This window comes from Dyella sp. 2YAF14 (genome assembly GCF_052114725.1).
In the GTDB taxonomy this organism is placed as follows: Bacteria; Pseudomonadota; Gammaproteobacteria; order Xanthomonadales; family Rhodanobacteraceae; genus Dyella.
On sequence record NZ_JBFRFH010000003.1, the window covers coordinates 352970 to 373361 of the forward strand.

A 20392-nucleotide genomic window follows, 5' to 3' on the forward strand; every position below is an offset into this window, starting at 1 on the left:
GCGCCGGTTGCGACAGCACGCAGGCGCGACCCTCATCCGTGGTGTTTGTGCGGGCGGGCTGGGATAAACGGCGATACGGGATCGCTGGCCGGAAACGTCTCCTCCAGCGCCTCGTCCTGCAGCGCCTGGCTGTGCGATTCGGCTTCGCTGCGCGCAAGGCGCCTGGCATCGCTATCGGATCGATGGCGACGAAGGTCGCCCGCTTGATCGGTGGGACTTTTCTCTCGGCGTGGCATGGGACTCCTCCGCAGCACAGGCGACGCAAACGCATCGGCAACCCTACTGGCGCCGAACCGCAAGATCAGCGCCACCTGCTCATGCGATGCCCGTGACCAGCGATGCCTCGCCAGCCACGGGCCTCTGACCGGTCAGGCGTGCCGACTGGTTTCGAACAGGAACCACACGCGGCGCTCGGCCTCGTCGATCCAGTTCTCCAGCAGGCTGGCCGTAGCCACGTCCTTGTACTCGTCGCACAGCTCATGGGTGGCGCGCATATAGCCGGCGAGACGCTGGTTGTCCTCGCGCAGCTCGGCCAGCATGTCATCGGGCGTCACGAAGTCCGCATCGTTGTCGGACAGACGGGCAAGGCGCTTGGCATGCCCCAGCGACCTCAAGGTGGTGCCACCCAGCTTGCGCACGCGCTCGGCGATGGGGTCTACGGTGGCGTAGATCTGGTCGGACTGTTCGTCCAGCAGCAGGTGGTAGTCGCGGAAATACGGCCCGGACATATGCCAGTGGAAGTTCTTGGTCTTCAAGTACAGGGCCAGGACGTCGGCCAGCAGTGCATTGAGTTCGCCGGAGATGTCGCGCGTCGCCTTGTCGCCCAGTGCCGAAGGCGTGTTGAGCGCTGCCTTCTGACGGGTCTTGGCGGCCGCGGTGTCGCCCTTGGCCTTGCTAGTCTTGCTCATTGAGATTACTCCGCTGTTGGCTCTAGGGAGGCCCTGATCTATGCGTACGGCGTAGTTCAAGGCATCCCTTAGAGTATGGACCGGTAAATGTCATTTCGATGTCGCTGCCGGCGTGGCGTCGGCGTGGCGCATCAGCGCAGCGAGCGCCAGCAGCGGCGGCACGGCAAAACACCACATGCTGCCGAAGGCATACAGCAGCGCGCCGGCCGCGCAGCCGATGGCGAAAGCCAGCACGGCGAAGCTCATGCGGCTCAGCCGGTCGTTGATGGCGGCCCTCTGATCCTCGGGCACGCCGCAGATGCGGTCGGCCACATCCAGCATGATCTGCGTGGTGGTGCCGGTCATCAGAGTCGATGGCGGCGAGCTGGCCAGGTGCACGCGATGCAAGGCGTTCTGCACAGCCATGGCGCCTACCAGGGTCATGCCGGTCAATGTGGCCGACCAGGTGTCGCCTTGCGGAAAGGGCCCGTAATGAATCGCCAGCACCATGGCCACGATGAACAATGCCAGATTAATCGCCAGCAACGAACGCACCACCGGTTGCCCGACGGCCATCAGGCGATAACGCAACAGCCGCGCCCCGATCACGAACAGGCAGAACACCGGCAACGCAAGCAACTTGGCCACGATGCCGGAAGTGCCATTGACCAGCGCCGCGCCGATGGTGACGAAGTTGCCCGTCACATGCGCGGTGAACAAGCCATGCAGCGCAAGAAAGCCTGCCGTGTCGACATAGCCTGCCATCACGCTGAGGATGGTCGGCAACCAGGATTTTTCAGCCATGCCACTGCGCTCCGGCGGAATCAGGCTCGATCATTGAACGCATCACCACATGAATTTTCCTTCGACGCCGACATAGTCGCCGTCGCGTCCGCCGGCCATGCGTATCGCCCGCCCCACGTCGTAGTGGACAGCTTCCACTGCGCCGGTGAAGTTGGCGTTGAAGACATAGTCGGCGCGCACCTGGCCATACACGCCCGCCCAGCTGCCGCCCCGACCTGCCGTGCCGGGCAAGGGAATATTGGGCTGCACGTAGATCGCATCGGCCGTGGTTTGCCGCCACTGGAAACCCAGTGCCGCCATCAACGTGAAGCGGCTGGCGGGCTTGATGGTCACGCTGGGCTTCACGTGCACCAGGTTGGTGTAACCCGTGAAGCCGGCCAGGGTGAAGTAATAGCCATTGGGAAACAGCGGATTGAAGGTGCCCAGCGTGCCGTCACCGGGATGGCGATCGCCTGAGGCGGCATCGACCTGCAGCCCGAGTCGGGGCGACCAGGGGATCGACCAGGTGTAACCCACGCGTGCGCCGGTGCCCCAGGCATCGATGTCCTTCGCACCCACGTGACCGCGCTGGGCCATGCCCTCCAGGTCCCAGTCGACGCCTGACTGGTTCCCGGCGAAACGCACGTCGTAGACATCGCGCCGCTCCTCGCCCACGGCGTCCAGGTAACGTGCGTTGTCGCGGCTGTACAGCGCGTAGTATGCCGACAACTCGTCCTTGCCCCACAGCAGGCGCTCGACGCGCAAAGTGTTGAAGCGGAAATGGCGGTTGGAGGTATCGTCGAACGGATGCTCGTCCTTGTATTGCACCGGCTGACTCAGAAAACCGATGAAACGCCACTGCCCCGTTTCCCAGTCCGCCCAGATGGCGTCGAACGACTGGCGCACGTTCGGTCCATCGCGCAACGAGACGAAGCGCTGCAGGTCGAACGCGAAATCCTGACGGCCCACGCGCGCCTTGAAGGTGCCATCGGCAAAGGTCCGGACATAGGCGACAAAGGCGAGTCGCAAATCCCAGGGATTGCGATCGGCGCCACCGATCACCTGCTTGTTCACCGTGCGCGCATCCTCAAACTGCACGAAGGCCTGCCAGTAGTTGGCAAAGCGCAGATCGGCGTGCAGCTGGAAGCGCTGCAACAGATAGGTGTTGTTCGGGCTCCCACCGATGCCGAAGCTCGCGGCGTCCGACCATTCCGTCCGCTCACGCAACGTCACGCCGAACGAGAGATAGGTCTTGGGATCGTCCGCACTGAGCGACCAGTACTTCAACGCGTCGCCCCATTGCGTGCGCAACGCGGGATCGGCCAACACGGACCAGTCTTCCTGCCAGCGGTTGCTGCGCAAGGCGGGCCGCTCCGCGGCGCTCTGCACGGGCGTGGCCTGAGTGGAGTCCGCACTCACCTCCTGTGCGCTACTGGTCGATGCGTAGCCCGTGCAGCACAGCGCACCTGCCAGCAAGACGCACACGGGAGCCCCACTGGCCCCCGTGCGCAAGCTTCCTGTTCGAGGCATGGCCTCAATGACCGGCGGCGTGGATCTCGGCCACATAGCCACCCGGGAATGCCACCATTGCCGACTCGCGACCCTCACTGGTGAATGGCTCGACCAGCACCTTCGCGCCATGCGCCTTGGCCTTGCTCAAGGTGTCGGACAGGTTGCCCACTTCGTAACCGGTCATCTCGTGCCCGTAGGGATAAGGCAAATGGCCGTCAGTGACGAATACAGTCATCTTGCCGAAGGTGGATTCGATACGCACGCGACGGAACGTGTCGCCCGTACGACCGATCTCCACGCCAGGCGCCTTGGCCTCATCGGACGCCACCTTGCCGTGCGAGAACGTCACGAAGCTCTTGACGAAGGCATCGACGCGGTCCGGCGACACATACACGCGATTTTCCGGCACCGTCTGAAACGCCGCGTAGTTCGGCGGCGTGGTGTGCCAGTACAACTGCATGTTGACGCCACCGGGCCACTGGATCACCGCGTCGCGGCCGATGGGATCGGGAAAGATCTGCACGATCACGTCGGCGCCGGCTGCCCGTGCGGCTTTGACCGCCACATCGAGATCGGTCACCAGATAGCCGGTGCGTTCGGCGCCGAACGGATGCGGAACCGGCGTGCGGAAACCAAACAACGACACCGTGCCCACCGGCGTCTGCAGCAACTGCGTGCTGGTGCTGCTGGGCGTGGGCGTGACGGTGGCGATGCCTTGCTTGGTGCTCTGGCCGCCAAACGTGGCGAGAAAACTATCGACGAAGGCGTCAACGTCGGCCGGTGCCACATAGACGTGGGTGGTGTCGTACTGCGAACCCACCGCCACCATCGGCGTGGCCGGCGCCTCCTTGGCCACCGCCGGCAGCGATACCGCAGCCACCATGCTGAAACCCAGGGCAAAAGCAAACAATCTTGAAGCGGTGCGCATGGGGAAAGTCCTTGGGAGTTCAGGGATGAGAATGTGCCGCGGCCAGCGTTGCACGTTCGCGCAGGTCGTACCACGCGACGAGCAGGAACCCGCCGACCAATCCGAGGTGCTCAAAAAAAGCGTTCGTCACGCCAAATCGTTCCGCCTCGGGCACGGACCAGAAACGATTGGCGATAAAGGTTGCAGCCAGCGTGAAGACGGCCAGCAACAAGGCGCCCAGCCAACGCCCCTTACCTGAAAGTATGGCCAGCGAGGCACCGAGCTCCAGTACGATCACGGCGACGGTGATCGGCCCGGCGGGCGTCATGCCAAAGTGCGCCGTTTCAGCTACGGCGGCGTCGAAGCCCCAGAGCTTCTGCAAACCGCCCTGCAGGTAGGCCGCGCAAAGCCCCAGCAAGGCCAGCCAGCGTACCCACGGAGCAGCGAGTCGCCCGGCCCAATGGGTGGATGTCAAAAAAGCCCGCATGGCTACACCGCCCAGCACGCGCAACCTAGCGCGCCCCAGAAGGATTTCAGATCAGACACCGGCAAGCGGCTGGACCATGCGTTGGCATGATCGTGCCCATGCACGCCGCAACCGTGGTTGCAGCCGCATGCGGCCTGCGTGATCGCCGGCTGTGCCTGGCGTTGCTGTGCCCATGCGCCATAGCCACCGTAAGTGCGCACCGGCGACCAGTCCGGCATGGCGGCCGGCACCGTCACCTCTTCGAGCGATGCGTAGTCGCCGCTGCCGTAGACCACGCGGCCGCCCACGATGGTAAGCAGCGAGGTGGTATCGGCAATATCATCCTCGGCGCAGGCAAAGAAATCGCGATCCGGCACGATCAGGTCGGCCAGTTGCCCTACTTTGATCTGACCCTTCTTGCCCTCCTCGTTGGAGAACCAGGTGACGTTCTGCGTCCACATGCGCAGCGCCGTGTCGCGATCCAGGCAATTGCTGCGCGGATACAGCGCGAGGCCGCCGACGGTCCTGCCGGTCACCAGCCACGCCAGCGACACCCACGGGTTATAAGACGCCACGCGCGTGGCATCCGTACCCGCCGAAGTGCGCAGCCCTTTCTCCAGCATGCGTTTCACCGGCGGCGTCGCCTGCGCGGCGCCCGGACCGTAGCGCTCGACGAAATACTCGCCCTGGTAAGCCATGCGGTGCTGCACGGCAACGCCACCGCCGAGTGCGGCGATGCGGTCGATGGAGCGTTCCGAAATGGTCTCCGCATGATCGAAGAACCAATTGAGCCCTTGCAGCGGAATATCGCGATTGACCTTTTCGAACACATCCAGCGCGCGACTGATGGTTTCGTCGTAAGTTGCATGCATGCGCCACGGCCAGCGGTTTTCGGCGAGCACGCGAACCACTTCCTCCAGGTCGCCCTCCATCTCGGCTGGCATGTCGGGGCGTGGCTGCCGGAAGTCCTCGAAATCCGCGGCCGAGAACACCAGCATTTCACCGGCGCCGTTGTGGCGAAAGTAGTCGTCGCCCTGTTTGTACTTTGACGTGCTCGTCCAGCGGAGAAAATCGTCCTTTTCCTGTTTGGGCTTTTGGGTGAACAGGTTGTAAGCCAGGCGGATGGTGAGCTGATTTTCCGACGCCAGCTTTTCGATGACAGCGTAATCCTCGGGATAATTCTGGAAGCCACCGCCCGCATCGATGGCGCCCGTCACGCCCAGGCGATTCAATTCGCGCATGAAGTGCCGCGTGGAATTGAGCTGGTAGTCGAACGGCAACTTGGGGCCCTTCGCCAAAGTCGCATAGAGAATGGCCGCGTTCGGCTTGGCCAGCAGCAACCCGGTGGGATTGCCCGCGCCATCGCGTACGATCTGCCCGCCAGGCGGTTCGGGCGTGTCCTTGGTATAGCCGACGGCCCGCAGCGCCGCGCCATTCAAGATGGCACGGTCGTACAAATGCAGCAGGAATACCGGCGTATCCGGCGCTACCGCATTGAGTTCGTCGATGGTCGGCAGCCGCTTCTCCGCGAACTGGTGCTCGGTGAAGCCGCCGACCACGCGCACCCATTGCGGCGCCGGCGTGATCGCCACCTGCTGCTTGAGCATGGCCATCGCATCCGCCAGCGAACGCACGCCGTCCCAGCGCAACTCCAGGTTGTAGTTGAGGCCGCCACGAATGATGTGCAGGTGGTTGTCGATCAGGCCCGGCAGCACGCGCTGTCCTTTGAGATCGATCACGCGCGTGCGCGAGCCGGCCAGCGGCATGATCTCGGCAGCACGCCCCACGGCCACGAAGCGGCCATCGGCGATCGCCACGGCTTCGGCTTCGGGTTGGCCCCGATCGAGCGTGGTGAAACGACCGCCGTGAAGGATCAGGTCAGGCGACTTGTCGACGGCCGTCATGACTGCAGCTCCTTCTTGGCGGGCTTGTTGCCGGCATTGTCCGCGGTTGGCAACTCGCCGCACATATGCGGCTTCACCTGATTGTGCAGCCAGGCGGTTGTCGTCGCCTGGCGATGCATGAAGGTCTTCACCAGCGGCGGCGCCTGCTCACCCAGCAGGATGCCCAACAGACCCACTAGAGCCACCAAGGGCGGCGCTGGCGAACGAACCTGCAGCAAGCCGTAGATGACGCCGACCAGCATGCCGGCAGCAAGCGATATCAGATAGATTTTCATGGCCATGCTCCAGGACAACGACGACGATCAACCTTCGTGTGCACCGAACATGGTCTTGGCATAGATCACGCCCAGGCCATACGAACCGCCGAAATGCTTGGCGATGCCGGTGGTGCTGTCGTACGTCTCGGCACGCGCCCAGTCGCGCTGGAGTTCCAGCAGGTATTGCAGCGAGGTCATCGGCCGCGCGCCTGCCTGGATCATGCGCTCCATCGCACGGTTGTGTGCCTCGGTCGAAACGTCGCCGCAGGCATCGGCAATCACGTAGATTTCGAAACCCTGATCGATCGCCGACAGCGTCGGACCGACGATGCACACGGAGGTCCACAAACCCGCCAGCACCAGGCGCTTCTTGCCGATCTCGTTGACGCGCTTGACCACGGCCGCGTCTTCCCAGGTATTCATGGAAGTGCGGTCCAGCAGAGCCTGGCCCGGGAATGCGTCGGTAATCTCGCTGAACATCGGGCCCGAGAAGCTCTTCTCCGCCACCGTGGTGAGGATGGTCGGCACCTTGAAGCTTGCCGCCGCATGCGAGATCAAGGCGGCGTTGTTGCGCAACACGATGGCGTCGATGGAATGCGTGGCAAAGGACATCTGCGACTGGAAGTCGATCAGGATCAAGGCGTGATCCGTCGGATTGATCAACTGTTTGCCAGGCGTGGGGGTCGCGTTGAGGGACATGGGGGATACTCCAGTGCGGCGGGGCGTGGGATGAGATGACGTTCGACATGGCGCGGGCGAACGGATGACTTCCGCCCTACACCCATTGTTCTCATCGGGCAGTCGATGAATACCCCAATCGCGGCAAAAGTGGGCTACCCAATCAGGTAAGCGCGTACGTCCCGGACCATCGCAGGCACGCACTGTTTCGTGCGTGTCACCACTTCAGTTGTCGAAGAAACCCCGATTGCGCGCCAGGGTGACCGCATGCGTGCGGTCGAGCGCGCCCAGCTTGATCATGATGTTCTTCAGGCGCGCTTTCACGGTGTCTTCGGATACGCACAGGATGTCGGCGATGCGCCGGTTGGTATGCCCCGTGGCCACCAAACGCAGCACGGCGAGCTCACGGTCGCTGAGCATTTCCGCCCAGGCGTGGGAGGCAATATCCCCGGCCACTTCCGCGGCCATCACGCGACGACCCGCCATCACGGTGCGGATGCCGGCCAGGATCTCGTCGCGCGTAGCCGTCTTCAGCAGATAGGCGCTTGCGCCGAAGGTGAGTGCACGCTTCACGCGCGCATCACCGGGATACGAGGTCAACACGATGATGCGCGCATCCGGAAATTCGCCGCCCAAGGTGGAAATGGCCTGGAGCCCATCCACGCCCGGCATCTGCAGATCGATCAGCGCCACGTCCGGATGCAGTTCGCGATAGCGCACGATCGCTTCCGCCCCGTCGGCGGCCTGCCCCACCACTTCCATGTCCTGCGCACTTTCGATGGCCGCGACGATGCCATCACGCATGATCGGGTGATCGTCCGCAATCAGGACCCGGATGCGTGTCGCATCAACTGTCACGATATGGTCCCTCGACACGTGGCTGCTCGCGCCTCCCAGGACGGCTGCGGGAGATCTGTCCGGGCTTGCAGCTTCAACTATAGCCTGCAATGCGCGGTGCCGATCAATGCCCGATCGGGTGATTCTGTGTTCATTGCGCGACACCTATGGCCGCGCCACGTGCGGCGATATGCTGCGCCTGTCGCAGCTGGATTTCGCCGCCTGCGCGCCAGCCACGGAAACCTATGACGATGCTCGGATGGCGGAAACTCGCGCGTCGTGGTGCTGTACTGGCCGGCGTGGTGCTATGGCTGGTGTTCGCCGCCTGCGCGCACGCTGAGGATTCGCCCGGCTTTCGCCGCCGCCTGTGGACCACCGAGGCAACCACGCCTGCCGATATCTGGGCCATGGCCCAAGGCAAGGACGGCTATCTTTGGCTGGGCACAGGCAGCGGGCTCTATCGATTCGACGGCTCTCGCTTCGAGCGTTTCCAGCCCTTGCCCGGTGAACGCTTCCGTTCAAACAACATCACCGCGCTCACCGCCCTGCCCGACGGCTCGATGTGGATCGGCTTCTACTACGGTGGCGCCAGCATGCTGCGCGGCGGCCGCTTGCATCACTATGGCGCCGGCAAGGATTTTCCCGCCGGCATGGTGCTGGCTTTTGCGCAAACCGACGACCGCGCCCTGTGGGCAGCCACCGAAGGCGGACTCGCCCGCTTCGACGGTCGCGCATGGCAAACCGTGGGCGATGCATGGAGCTATCCCGCGCAACGCGCCGACTGGCTCATGGTGTCCCGCGACGGGACCTTGTGGGTGACCACCGGCGAAGCGCTGATGTTCCTGCGACCGGGCGAGCATCGCTTCCAGCGCACCGACCAGGCGGTCTCCAAGTACGCCATCGTGGCGCAGGCGCCCGACGGCACGTTGTGGCTTTCCGATCATCTGCATGGCACGCGCGCCCTGCCCGGCCTCACCGCTACGCGTCCCACCAGCACACCGACCGAAGCTCCTGGCGACACGGATTTCGCCTGGGCCAATCGCCTGCTGTTCGACCGTTACGGCAATCTCTGGGGCACCTGCGTCGACCGCAACGGTATCTATCGCGTGGCATCGCTGGCGCCGCTTGCGAGCGGCCGCTCGCTGCGCGCGCAGGATCTCACTGAACTGATCGGGCGCAGCAGCGGCCTGGTGTCCGAACGCGTCGTCCCCCTGGTCGAAGACATGGAAGGAACGATATGGGCAGGCACCAACCTGGGCCTGGTGAGTTTCCACCGCAACAGCTTCCAGGTGCCCGGACAAATCACGCTGGGCGCTGCGGCCAATTACGCGATGGCCACTGACGCGACCGGCGCCGTATGGGCCGCGAACGGCGGAACGCTCTACCGCTTCGATGCCCACGGCGACCAGGTGGTGCGCACCGACCTGCACGACATCGACGGCATGCAGTTCGATCGTGCAGGCGCATTGTGGATGGTGGGGCGCAATCGGCTCTACCAGTTGCACGGCAAGACCCTGGCCACCATCGAATGGCCCGTATCGCCCGATCTCACGCGGGCAAGCGCGTTTGCGATCGATCGCGACGATCGCCCCTGGCTGGCACTGGCCGAGCACGGCCTGTACCAACTCAAACAGGGACAATGGCAACGCGTGGTGCCCCTGCCCGCGCTGGCCGATGAAACACCCACGGCGCTGGCGAGTGGCGAACATGGCGACGTGTGGATCGGTTATGCAGGCGACCGCCTGGTGCGCATCGACGAGCAAGGCGCGCATCTCTACAGCGCGGGCGACGGACTGCACGTGGGCACCATCACCGCCATCGTGGTCGACGCCGGCGACCTGCTGATCGGCGGAGAGCAAGGGCTGGCGCGCCTGCGCGACGGCCGCCTCGCATCGATGCCGGTGCAGGACAACGACACCTTCAGCGGCATCACGGGCATCGTGCGCACCGCCAATGGCGACCTGTGGCTCAATACCGGCAAGGGCGTCGTGCGGATCGAATCTGACGAAGTCACCGCCGGCTTCGAACGATCGGACCATCAACCGGCCTATCGTCTGTTCGATCTGCGCGACGGCCTGCCTGGCATCGCCAAGCAAGGCGCCATCCTGCCGACCACCGCCGTGGACGGTCGCAATCGTTTCTGGTTTCTCACCAACCAGGGGCCGGCGTGGATCGATCCCTCCAAGCCCTTCAACAATCCATTGCCGCCGCCGGTGGCGATCACCGCGATCATTGCCAACGGCCGGCGCTACGCCGCAGGCCAACGCATCGTCTTGCCCAAGGGCACGACCAATCTGCAGGTGCAATACAGCGCGACAAGCCTGGCCATTCCCGATCGCGTGCGCTTTCGCTATCGGCTCGATGGCGTCGACGCCGCCTGGCAGGACGTCGGCAATCGCCGCGAGGCGTTCTATTCCAACCTGGATCCCGGCAATTACCGATTCCATGTGATTGCCGCCAACGACGACGGCGTGTGGAACCTTCAAGGGGCGGAGATCAGCCTCGGCATTGCGCCGTGGTTCTACCAGTCCTGGTGGTTCTATGTGTCGTGCGCCGTCGTCCTTGGCAGCCTGGTCGCCGTGTTCTTCCTGTGGCGAACCCGGCTGGCGGCCGATCGTGTGCGCCTGCAGTTGATGGAGCGCATGAACGAGCGCGAGCGCATCGCCCGGGAAATCCACGATACCTTGCTGCAAGGCGTGCAGGGCCTGTTGTTGCGCCTGCAGGCGCTGATGTCGCGTCCAGTACCCGATCAAGAGCAGGCCGATGTACTCAACGCCGCCATCGAGCAGGCCCGGCAGATGGTGATCGAAGGGCGCGACAAGATCATCGCCTTGCGCGGCGACGAACCGCAGCACAATGAACCGGTTCAGTCGATCCTCGCGGTGGGTGAGGACCTGGCTTCGCTGTACCCGGGCGTGAGGTTCCGACTCAGCGCCGAAGGCGAGCCGCGCGCCCTGCTGCCCAGCGCGCGCGATGAAATCATCGATATCGTCCGCGAGGCGATCCGCAACGCCTTCGTCCACGCCGAAGCGCGCCAGGTGGAGGTCCACGTGGATCACCAGCCACGCTGGCTGCGTGTGCGCGTGGCGGACGATGGCAGCGGCCTGGATGAAGCCACAGTGCGAGCAGCGGTGGACGCCGGGCACTGGGGCATCGTCGGCATGCGCGAGCGCGCGGAACGACTCGGCGCCAAGTTATCGCTGCGGCAGCGCGACCCGCATGGCACGCAATGGTTGCTGAGCGTCCCGTGCCGCGCGGCTTACCGCGCGACCAGGGACGAGCGCCGCAGCACTGACCGACCCGTCACGCCGTGAGCGCCATTCGCTCCACGGCGTGACCAGCGAGGCCTCTACTTCGACTCTTTTTCCATCAAGGTGTCCACCAGGTTGGCAGGCACTTCCTCGTAGTGGTCGAACTCCATGGTGAAGGTGCCGCGCCCGCGCGTGGCCGAGCGCAGGAAGTTGATGTAGCCAAACATTTCCGCCAGCGGCACAAAGCCCTGCACGAAAGCCTGCGTGCCCTTCTGGCCCTGGTCGCTTACGGTGCCGCGACGACGGTTGATGTCGCCGATGACATCGCCGAGGTAGTCCGCCTCGGTGACCACTTCCAGCCGCATCACCGGCTCCAGCAGCTTGGGCTTGCTCAGCCGCTGTGCCTCGCGGAAGCACTGCCGCGTGGCAATCTCGAACGCCAGCGCCGACGAGTCGACGTCATGGAACTTGCCGTCGATCAGGCGCGCCTTGAAGTCCACCACCTCGTAGCCGGCGATCTGTCCCTCGCGCGACTCCACATTCACGGCGTGCTCCACGGCGGGGATGTATTCGCGCGGCACGCGGCCACCGACGATCTCGTCGGAGAACACCACGCCGCTGCCCGACTCCTGCGGCTCGAAAATCATGGTGACTTCGGCAAACTGGCCCGAACCACCCGACTGCTTCTTGTGCGTATAGGTGTGTTCCACCGTACGACCAAAGGCCTCGCGGAAACTCACCTTGGGCTTGCCCATATTGGCGTCCACGCCCAGCTCGGTGCGCATGCGGTCGATGGTCACCTCCAGGTGCAGCTCGCCCATGCCCTTGAGCACGGTCTGGCCGGTTTCCTTGTCCATCTCCAGGCGTAGCGACGGATCGGCCTTCACCATCTTGTAGAGCGCCGCGGACATCTTGTCGATGTCGTTGCGGGTCTTGGGCTCCACCGACACGCTGATCACCGGATCGGGGAAGCGCATGCGTTCCAGCAGCGCAGGATGCGCAGGATCGGACAAGGAGTCGCCCGTCTCGGTTTCCTTCAACGACACGAATGCGCAGATGTCGCCCGCGCGCACCTCGTCGATTTCCCTGGTCGCGTTGGCCTGCACTTCGACGATGCGGCCGATGCGTTCCTTTTTGCCGCGGGTGACGTTCTGCAAGGTGTCGCCCTTCTTGATCACGCCCGAATACACGCGACAGAACGTAAGCGTGCCGAACTGGTCGTTGATCACCTTGAAGGCGAGCGCGCGCGCCGGCGCTTCATCGATCACGCCCTGCTCGCCGGTGACGTGACCGTCCTCGTCCACCAGCGCAATGCCGCCGTTCTCGCCGGGATACGGCATATAGTCGATCACCGCGTCCAGGAGCTGCTGCACGCCCTTGTTGCGATACGAGGAGCCGCAGAACACCGGCACCAGCTTGCCGGACACGCAGCCCTTGCGGATGCACTGCTTCAACATTTCCGGATCGAACTCGCCCGTTTCGATCAGGCGATCGAACGCAGCGTCGTCCATGGCCAGCGCGTATTCCAGCGTCTCGTGGCGCAGCTTTTCAAGGTTGTCCACCCACGCCTGGTCGGCCGCCGTGCTGAACTTCACGCGGCTCGCCACTTCGTTGAGCGGCACGGTATCCCACGGGCTGTCCTTGTCGTCGCCCTTCCACAGATAGGCGACGCCAGCCACCAGGTCGGCCATGCCGACGAATTCGTCGTGGCTGCCCAGCGGCACCTGGCACAGCAGCACACTGGCGCCAAGGCGCTCGCGGATGCCCTTCACGCAGTGTTCGAAGCTCGCACCGGTGCGATCCATCTTGTTGACGTAGCACAGGCGCGGCACGTTGTACTGGTCGGCCAGGCGCCAGTTGGTTTCGGTCTGCGGTTCCACGCCGGCCACACCGTCGAACACCACCACCGCGCCGTCGAGCACGCGCAGGCTGCGATTCACCTCGATGGTGAAATCGACGTGTCCCGGCGTATCAATCAAGTTGATCTGGTGACCTTTCCACTCGGTGGATACCGCCGCCGACTGGATGGTGATGCCGCGCTTGCGTTCCTGTTCCAGATAATCGGTGGTGGTGGAACCCTTGCCGTCCTTGGTGTCGTGCACGTCGACGATCTGATGCTTCTTGCCGGTGTAGTACAGGATGCGCTCGGTCGTGGTGGTCTTGCCGGCATCGATGTGCGCGATGATGCCGATGTTGCGATACAGCTCAAGCGACTTCTTGCGTGCCATGGGGTCCTGCCTTGATGAAAAGGTGCAATCCGACCAGGCACGCCACCCGTCACGACAGGTGCCCAGCGCTCCGCCCGATATAGGGTCGTTCAGCCAAGCATCAACGTTGCGTGAAAACCCATGTAATCAGCCACTTGCGAAATCACCCGCGCAAGCCTAGGTGAAAACCCGGCCTAAAGCCGCGCCGGAACGCCCGTCCGCCGCGCCGCCAGGACGGCGTCGCACAGGCATGCTCATGACGCCACGGCATGAGCAAATCAGCAAATGTCATTGGACATGTTTGGACGTCTATACCGCTGTTGACTCGCGCAAACAATCGCCGTTAGCCTGCGATTGCTGCATCGCATCACTGTGTTTTTTGACTGGGGAATTACGTCGCATGCCTAAGAATTCCGTCGGCCTGAAGGCCGCGCCTAGCGTCCTCGCCGTTGCACTGCTTTCCATCCTTTCGCAAGCCTCCGCGCAGGACGCCGCCCCACCGCCGTCCACTGAAAGCGCGAAGAAGCTCGGCACTGTCATCGTCACCGGCACGCGCGCCGACAACCGCACCGAGAGCAGCTCGCTCACACCCATCGACGTCGTCTCGGCGCAAACGCTCAAGCAGACCGGCACCACGGAACTGACTACCGCACTGGCGCGCATCATTCCGTCGCTGACCTTCCCGCGCCCCTCGGCCGCCGACACTGCCGACTCGCAACGCCCGGCTCAGCTGCGTGGCCTTTCGCCGGATCAGGTGCTGGTGCTGGTCGATGGCAAGCGCTGGCATCCTGGCGCGATCCTGCTCACCAACGGCGTGCTCGGCCGCGGTTCGCAGGCAGTGGACCTCAACACCATTCCCATTGGCGCGGTGGATCACATCGAAGTGCTGCGCGATGGCGCCTCCGCGCAGTACGGCTCCGATGCCATCGCGGGCGTGATCAACATCGTGTTGAAGAAAGGCGCCCAAGGCGGCGAAGTGGACGTCACCGGTGGCCAGTATTCCGCAGGTGATGGTCGCCAATGGCAGGGTTCGGCCAACTTCGGCATTCCACTCAGCGACAAGGGATGGATACGCTTCACGCTGCAGGACGGCAACCAGGATTACACCAACCGGGCCGAGCCCAACCGCACGCGCCCTTCGGAAGGCACTACCCAGCGCTACGGTGACCCGGCGGTGCAGGATCACAACCTGTTCCTGAACTCGCAGTTCGACCTCACGCCAAACGTGCAGCTTTACGCCTTTGGTCACTACAGCGAGCGCAACACCACCTCGCCTGCGTTCTTCCGCAATCTGGCCAACAGCAACTCGGTGCCGTCGCTCTATCCGAACGGCTATCTGCCGCTGGAACACGCGGACTCCACCGATCGTTCGCTGGTGATCGGCGTACGCGGCAAAACGGATGGCGGCTGGCGTTGGGACGTGAGCGGCAATTACGGCGGCAACCGCGTGTCGTATGCCACCGAGAACAGCGTCAATCGCGCGTTCCTGCATGACTTTGGCTATAGCCCCACCCAGTTCCACGACGGCATCCTCAACTCGTCCCAGCAGTCGTTCGACGTGGACATTGCCAGGGAATTCTCCACCAGCTGGCTGCCCAACCCGGTGACGCTGGCGTTCGGCGCGGAATACCTGCGCCAGACCTATGAGATCGATGCGGGCGACCTGACCTCCTGGTACACCGGCACCTCGGGCGTGTCCGGCGGCGCCCAGGGTTTTGGCGGTTACCAGCCGACGGATGCGGGCTCCTATAGTCGCCACGACGTAGCCGAATACGTGAGCCTGGAATCGAACCTCACGGATCGCTTCGGCGCGTCGCTCGCCTTGCGCCACGAGGATTACAGCGACTTCGGCAACACCACATCAGGCGCGCTGGCCGGCCGTTTTGACTTCACCAATCGCTTCGCCTTGCGCGGTAGCGTGTCCACCGGTTTCCGCGCGCCGTCGTTGGCGCAGCAGCACTATTCGTATACCTCGTCGCTCTATTACGGCGCGGGTAACTCGCTGCAGCTGCCGCCAGGCATCTACAACACCGGCCTGGTACCGGTGAACAGCCCGGTTGGCACGCTGCTGGGCGCCCAACCGCTGGAACCGGAGAAGTCGCACAATTACACCTTCGGCGCGGTGTGGAATCCGCTCGATGCGCTCAACCTGAGCGTGGACATCTACCAGATCAACATCGACAACCGCATCACCCTGTCCAGCAACCTCGCCACCACCTCGCCCGCGGTGCAGGCGTATCTCGCGGCCAACGGCATCACCAACACCAACTACAGCGGCATCGCGTACTTTACCAATGCGGTGGACACCCGCACGCGCGGTGTGGACCTGGTGGCGAGCTATCTCAGCGACTTCGGCGATGCCGGCTCGCTGCAGAGCACGGTGAGCTACAACTACAACAAGAACAAGGTCACCGACATCAAGGCCAATCCGGCGATCCTCAACCAGCTGGGGGTGAACCTCAAGCGCATCGACCGGCGCGACCAGTACGGCCTGCTGGCCGATACCACGCCGCGCAGCAAGCTGATCATCAACGAGGTCTACAACCTCAGCCGCTGGAGCTTCAACGGCACGCTGACGCGCTACGGCAGCTTCGTGTCCTACAACTCCACCACGGCCACGCTGGACCAGACGTTCGGCGCCAAATGGATACTCGACCTGGCCGTGAACTACAGCCTCGACCGCTGGACCTTCACCGTCGGCGGCGACAACGTGCTCAATACCTACCCTGACCGCGTCATCCACGCCAACGACAACAGCGGCACCATGCCGTACTCGGTGTTTTCGCCGTTCGGCTTCAATGGCGCCTATGTCTACGGCAAGGTGGCCTACCGCTGGTGACGCCTGCGCACCGGCCCGATCCACGGGCCGGTGCCTTCACCGCGCACGAACAAAACCTGTGCGATAGCTACCGGATAATCCTCCCCGACGGAGTCGCACCCATGGCCGCCCAACAACACCTCACCCCCGAGTTCATCGCACAGCAACGCAAGCGCCTGGAGGCGCTGCGGCAGCAGGTGCTGGGCGGTGAACTGGACGTCAATGCACGCAAGCGCGCCTTTACCGAGGAGCACGGTGACGAGGCCGAAGAGTTCGAGGATTCCGCGCAGGACCTGGCCCAGGAAGAAGTGCGCCAGGCCACCCACGACGTGGACGAGCAACGCGTGAACAACATCCAGCGCGCCCTGCAGAAGATCGACGACGGCACCTACGGTTACTCCGACATCAGCGGGGATCCCATCCCCAAGGCCCGGCTGGAAGCGGCCCCGGAATCCGTGCTCACGGTGCAGGAAGAACAGGCCCGCGAGCGCCGCTGACCCCTTGAGCCCGCCGCGTTCGCCCCGATCTTCAGGGCGTTCGGGCATTCAATGCCCGTGGGTTCATCGAGGAGAGCACGCAGTGAGCAGTCGTCCCACGTTCGACCTGTCCCCTCCCACCCCGCTTCAGTTCGATGCACTGGCTGCCAAGTTGACGGCGGAAGAGCGCAAGGTGCTGCTGGACCATGGCACCGAGTCGCCCTTCTGCGGCGTGCTGCTGTCCGAAAAGCGCGCGGGCGTCTACGGCTGCCGGCTGTGCGGCCTGCCGCTGTTCCTGGCCGGCAACAAGTTCGACAGCCGCACCGGCTGGCCGAGCTTCACCACGCCGTTCGACGAGACGCATCTGGCCTATGTGCGCGACAGCAGCTACGGCATGGTGCGCACCGAAATCCGCTGCGCCCGCTGCGGCAGTCACCAGGGCCACGTGTTCGACGACGGTCCGCCGCCGACCCACCAGCGCTATTGCATCAACTCGGTGTCGCTGGAGTTCGTCGCCGCCACCGACCCGCTGCCAGACAAGCTGGGACGCGGCGCGCCTGAAGGCGCCGTGTGGAACCTGTTCGCCAGCTGACTCCTTTACCCCCGCCATCAGGACACGTCCATGCCCTTGAAGTCGCGTTACAGCCGACCCGTCTGGCTTGCTTCTGGTGTACGCACGCCCTTCTCCAAAGTGGATGGCGCGCTGGCCTCGCACGATGCCATCGCGCTGTCGGTGCCCGTGGTGCAGCACATGCTGGCCAGCCTGCCCGAGGGCAAGCGTCCGGATTTCGCGGCCTGGGGCGCGGTGGTGCCCAACCTCACCTGGAGCAACATCGCGCGCGAAGTGCTGATGGACGCGGGTGCGCCGGCGACGATCCCGGCGTTCTCCACCATCATGGCGTGCTCCACCAGCATGATCGGCATGATCGAAGCGGCCGGCATGCTCGACGACGACAGCCTGCAGCTGGCCCTGGTCGGCGGCGTGGACAGCCTCAGCCGCATCCAGCTGGGTCTGCCGCAAAGCCTTTCCGACTGGATCCGCCAATTCCAGAAAGCACGCTCGGTGGGCGAGAAGGTTTCGCATGCACTCACGCTGAAGCCGGGCGACGTTCGCCTGTACATCCCGGGCATCGTCAATCGCACCTCGGGCCTGAGCATGGGCGAGCACACCGAGATCACGGCCAAAGACTGGCATATGCGCCGCGAAGATGAAGACGCCTGGGCGCTCGGCAGCCACCAGCGCACCGTAGCGGGCTGGAACAGTGGCTTCTTCGATGACCTGGTGATACCGGTGGGCGACTTCCGTCGCGACAGCATTCCGCGCGCAGATAGCACGCTGGAGAAACTGGCCAAGCTCCCGCCGGCGTTCGACCGCACGACCGGGGAAGGCACGTTGACCGCGGGCAATTCGTCGCCGCTCACGGACGGCGCCGCCGGCTTGTGGGTCTCCAGCGAGAAAGGCCTCGATCGCATTCCCTCGCATGTGCCGCGCGTCAAGCTGGTCGACTGGGAAATCGCCGCGGTCGACTTCCGCGTGGAAGGCCTGCTGATGGCGCCGGCATTCGCCATACCCAAGCTGCTGGCTCGTCACAACCTGCGTTATGACGACGTGGCCCTCTGGGAAATCCACGAAGCCTTTGCCGCGCAGGTGCTGTTCCACATGGCTGCGTTGGAAAGCCGCGAGTTTCTCGCGCGCAAAGCAGGTGTGGACCGCGACTTCGGACCGTTCCCGCGCGAGCGCGTCAATCCCAATGGCGGCAGCCTGGCCATTGGCCATCCCTTCGGCGCCACGGGTGCTCGCATCCTCAGCCAGGCAGTGAAGGAGCTCGCGGCGCAACCTGCGGGCACCCTGGCCATTGTCAGCATCTGCGCCGATGGTGGCCAGGGCACGGTGGCGCTACTCGAAGCAGGCTGACCGATCGGCAACGCTGCTTGCTACGATGCTCCCACTTTTGACAGGGGGAGCACCATGGCATTGCAGCGTTCGCTTTTCACCGTCGCCATTGCCGGCCTGCTATGCGCAGCCAGCGCATCGGCCGCCGATACCAAGCCTGCGAGCGACCAGGACTTCGTCGCTTACGATCAACCGCTGATCGCCTTCACCCATGCCACCGTGATCGACGGCACGGGCGCCAAGGCCGCGCGCGATCAGACGCTGGTGATCGACCATGGCCGTATCGTCGCCATGGGCAAGAGCAGCAAGGTGAAGCTGCCGCAGGATGCCAAGGTGATCGACGCCAAGGGCAAGACGCTGATGCCGGGCTTCGTGATGGTGCACGAGCACATGTTCTATCCGGCCGGCGGCGCCGAATACAATGAGATGAGCTATAGCTTCCCGCGCCTCTATCTCGCCGGTGGCACGACTACCATGCGCACGGCCGGCTCGATGATGCCCTATGCCGACATCAACGTGCGCGACGCCATCGCCAAGGGCACCGTGATCGGTCCCGACATGGACGTGACCGGCCCCTACCTCAACGGCCCGGGCCTGCCCATTCCCGCCGTGCACGTGCTGAGCGGTCCGGACGATGCCGAACGCACCGTCAACTACTGGTCGGCCGAAGGCGTCACCTCGTACAAGGCCTATATGCAGATCACCCGCGATGAACTGAAGCGCGTGATCGATACCGCTCACGAGCACAAGGCCAAGGTGACGGCGCATCTGTGCTCGGTGACGTATCGCGAAGCGGTGGACATGGGCATCGACAACCTGGAGCACGGCTTCTTCGTCGCCAGCGATTTCGTCAAGGACAAGCAGCCCGACCAGTGCCCGAAGAGCCCCGGCGTCAACGACTCGCTGGCCGCCGTCGATCCAAGGTCAGCTGACGTGAAGCTGCTGATGCGCGACATGATCAACCACCATGTGGCGCTCACCTCCACGCTCACCGTATTCGAAACCTTCGTGCCGAACCGGCCCAAGGCGCCGCAGGGTGCGCTCGACCTGATGTTGCCGGAAGTGCGTGCGCAGTACGAAGCCACCTGGAACAAGGTGCAGGGGTCCAAGGCGCGCATGACGCCGGAGACCTACCTCAAGCTCGCCCGCATGGAGAAGCAATACGCCGACGCCGGCGGCCTGCTGCTCGCCGGCACCGATCCCACCGGCTACGGCGGCGTGGTGCCGGGCTATTCGTCCAAGCGCGAAGTGGAACTGCTGGTGGAGGCAGGCTTCGGTGTCGAGCAGGCGGTGAAAGTCGCCACCTCCAACGGCGCGAAATACCTGGGCCGCGACGGCGACGTCGGCACCCTCGCCGTAGGCAAGCGCGCTGATCTGGTGGTGATCGATGGCGACCCGGCCAAGCACGTGGCCGATATCGAGCACATGCCGCTCGTGTTCAAGAATGGCGTGGGCTACGACACGCAGAAGATCTTTGACGCGACGCGCGATAGCGTGGGTCTGCATTGAGTTTGT

Annotated in this window: 17 protein-coding genes; 6 read left to right on the forward strand and 11 right to left on the reverse strand. The window is 64.1% G+C overall.

The genetic code is table 11. The annotated features are described in order from the left end of the window. Window positions 1-32: 32 nt before the first annotated feature. From AB4Y82_RS07760 to AB4Y82_RS07805, 10 genes are all read right to left on the reverse strand, one after another. Window positions 33-236, reverse strand: coding sequence for a hypothetical protein (locus AB4Y82_RS07760; RefSeq protein WP_441602284.1), 204 nt, complete (start codon window positions 234-236; stop codon window positions 33-35). 132 nt (window positions 237-368) lie between these two features. After that, window positions 369-908 carry a Dps family protein gene (locus AB4Y82_RS07765; RefSeq protein ID WP_441602286.1) on the reverse strand — a complete coding sequence of 180 codons (540 nt, stop codon included), beginning with the start codon at window positions 906-908 and terminating at the stop codon, window positions 369-371. Window positions 909-998: 90 nt separating this feature from the next. Continuing rightward, the gene (locus tag AB4Y82_RS07770) at window positions 999-1691 is read right to left on the reverse strand and encodes a YoaK family protein (protein WP_441602287.1); all 693 of its coding nucleotides are present in this window, start codon (window positions 1689-1691) and stop codon (window positions 999-1001) included. Window positions 1692-1733: 42 nt separating this feature from the next. Further along, entirely contained in the window at window positions 1734-3155 is a 1422-nt protein-coding gene (locus AB4Y82_RS07775) for an alginate export family protein (protein WP_441602288.1), read from the reverse strand. Window positions 3156-3204: 49 nt separating this feature from the next. After that, window positions 3205-4110: a glyoxalase gene (locus AB4Y82_RS07780; protein WP_441602289.1), complete on the reverse strand. Its 906-nt coding sequence runs from the start codon at window positions 4108-4110 to the stop codon at window positions 3205-3207. Between the two features lie 19 nt (window positions 4111-4129). Next, the gene (locus tag AB4Y82_RS07785; RefSeq protein ID WP_441602448.1) at window positions 4130-4594 is read right to left on the reverse strand and encodes a DoxX family protein; all 465 of its coding nucleotides are present in this window, start codon (window positions 4592-4594) and stop codon (window positions 4130-4132) included. Then, window positions 4579-6459, reverse strand: coding sequence for an amidohydrolase (locus AB4Y82_RS07790; RefSeq protein ID WP_441602290.1), 1881 nt, complete (start codon window positions 6457-6459; stop codon window positions 4579-4581). Before AB4Y82_RS07790 ends, AB4Y82_RS07785 begins: the two co-directional genes overlap by 16 nt. Next, entirely contained in the window at window positions 6456-6734 is a 279-nt protein-coding gene (locus tag AB4Y82_RS07795; RefSeq protein WP_441602291.1) for a DUF1427 family protein, read from the reverse strand. Before AB4Y82_RS07795 ends, AB4Y82_RS07790 begins: the two co-directional genes overlap by 4 nt. 27 nt (window positions 6735-6761) lie before the next feature. Next, the gene (locus AB4Y82_RS07800; protein WP_441602292.1) at window positions 6762-7415 is read right to left on the reverse strand and encodes a hydrolase; all 654 of its coding nucleotides are present in this window, start codon (window positions 7413-7415) and stop codon (window positions 6762-6764) included. A 204-nt stretch (window positions 7416-7619) separates the two neighbouring features. Next, window positions 7620-8252: a response regulator transcription factor gene (locus AB4Y82_RS07805; RefSeq protein WP_441602293.1), complete on the reverse strand. Its 633-nt coding sequence runs from the start codon at window positions 8250-8252 to the stop codon at window positions 7620-7622. Between the two features lie 224 nt (window positions 8253-8476). Between AB4Y82_RS07805 and AB4Y82_RS07810 the strand changes: the two genes are divergently transcribed. Continuing rightward, window positions 8477-11545 carry a sensor histidine kinase gene (locus AB4Y82_RS07810; RefSeq protein WP_441602294.1) on the forward strand — a complete coding sequence of 1023 codons (3069 nt, stop codon included), beginning with the start codon at window positions 8477-8479 and terminating at the stop codon, window positions 11543-11545. A gap of 35 nt (window positions 11546-11580) precedes the next feature. Here the strand turns inward: AB4Y82_RS07810 and fusA are convergent, their stop codons facing one another. After that, complete coding sequence (gene fusA, locus AB4Y82_RS07815; protein ID WP_441602295.1) at window positions 11581-13710, reverse strand: elongation factor G; 2130 nt, start codon at window positions 13708-13710, stop codon at window positions 11581-11583. A gap of 379 nt (window positions 13711-14089) precedes the next feature. Here fusA and AB4Y82_RS07820 point away from each other — a divergent pair, with 379 nt between their 5' ends. From AB4Y82_RS07820 to AB4Y82_RS07840, 5 genes are all read left to right on the forward strand, one after another. After that, entirely contained in the window at window positions 14090-16528 is a 2439-nt protein-coding gene (locus AB4Y82_RS07820) for a TonB-dependent receptor plug domain-containing protein (RefSeq protein ID WP_441602296.1), read from the forward strand. 101 nt (window positions 16529-16629) lie between these two features. Further along, window positions 16630-17004, forward strand: coding sequence for a TraR/DksA family transcriptional regulator (locus AB4Y82_RS07825; protein ID WP_441602297.1), 375 nt, complete (start codon window positions 16630-16632; stop codon window positions 17002-17004). Between the two features lie 82 nt (window positions 17005-17086). After that, window positions 17087-17575, forward strand: coding sequence for a peptide-methionine (R)-S-oxide reductase MsrB (msrB, locus tag AB4Y82_RS07830; protein WP_441602298.1), 489 nt, complete (start codon window positions 17087-17089; stop codon window positions 17573-17575). Window positions 17576-17605: 30 nt separating this feature from the next. Further along, window positions 17606-18898 carry a thiolase family protein gene (locus AB4Y82_RS07835; RefSeq protein ID WP_441602299.1) on the forward strand — a complete coding sequence of 431 codons (1293 nt, stop codon included), beginning with the start codon at window positions 17606-17608 and terminating at the stop codon, window positions 18896-18898. 54 nt (window positions 18899-18952) lie between these two features. Beyond that, a complete protein-coding gene (locus AB4Y82_RS07840; RefSeq protein ID WP_441602300.1) occupies window positions 18953-20386 on the forward strand; it encodes an amidohydrolase family protein in 1434 nt (477 codons plus the stop codon). Window positions 20387-20392: the final 6 nt, after the last annotated feature.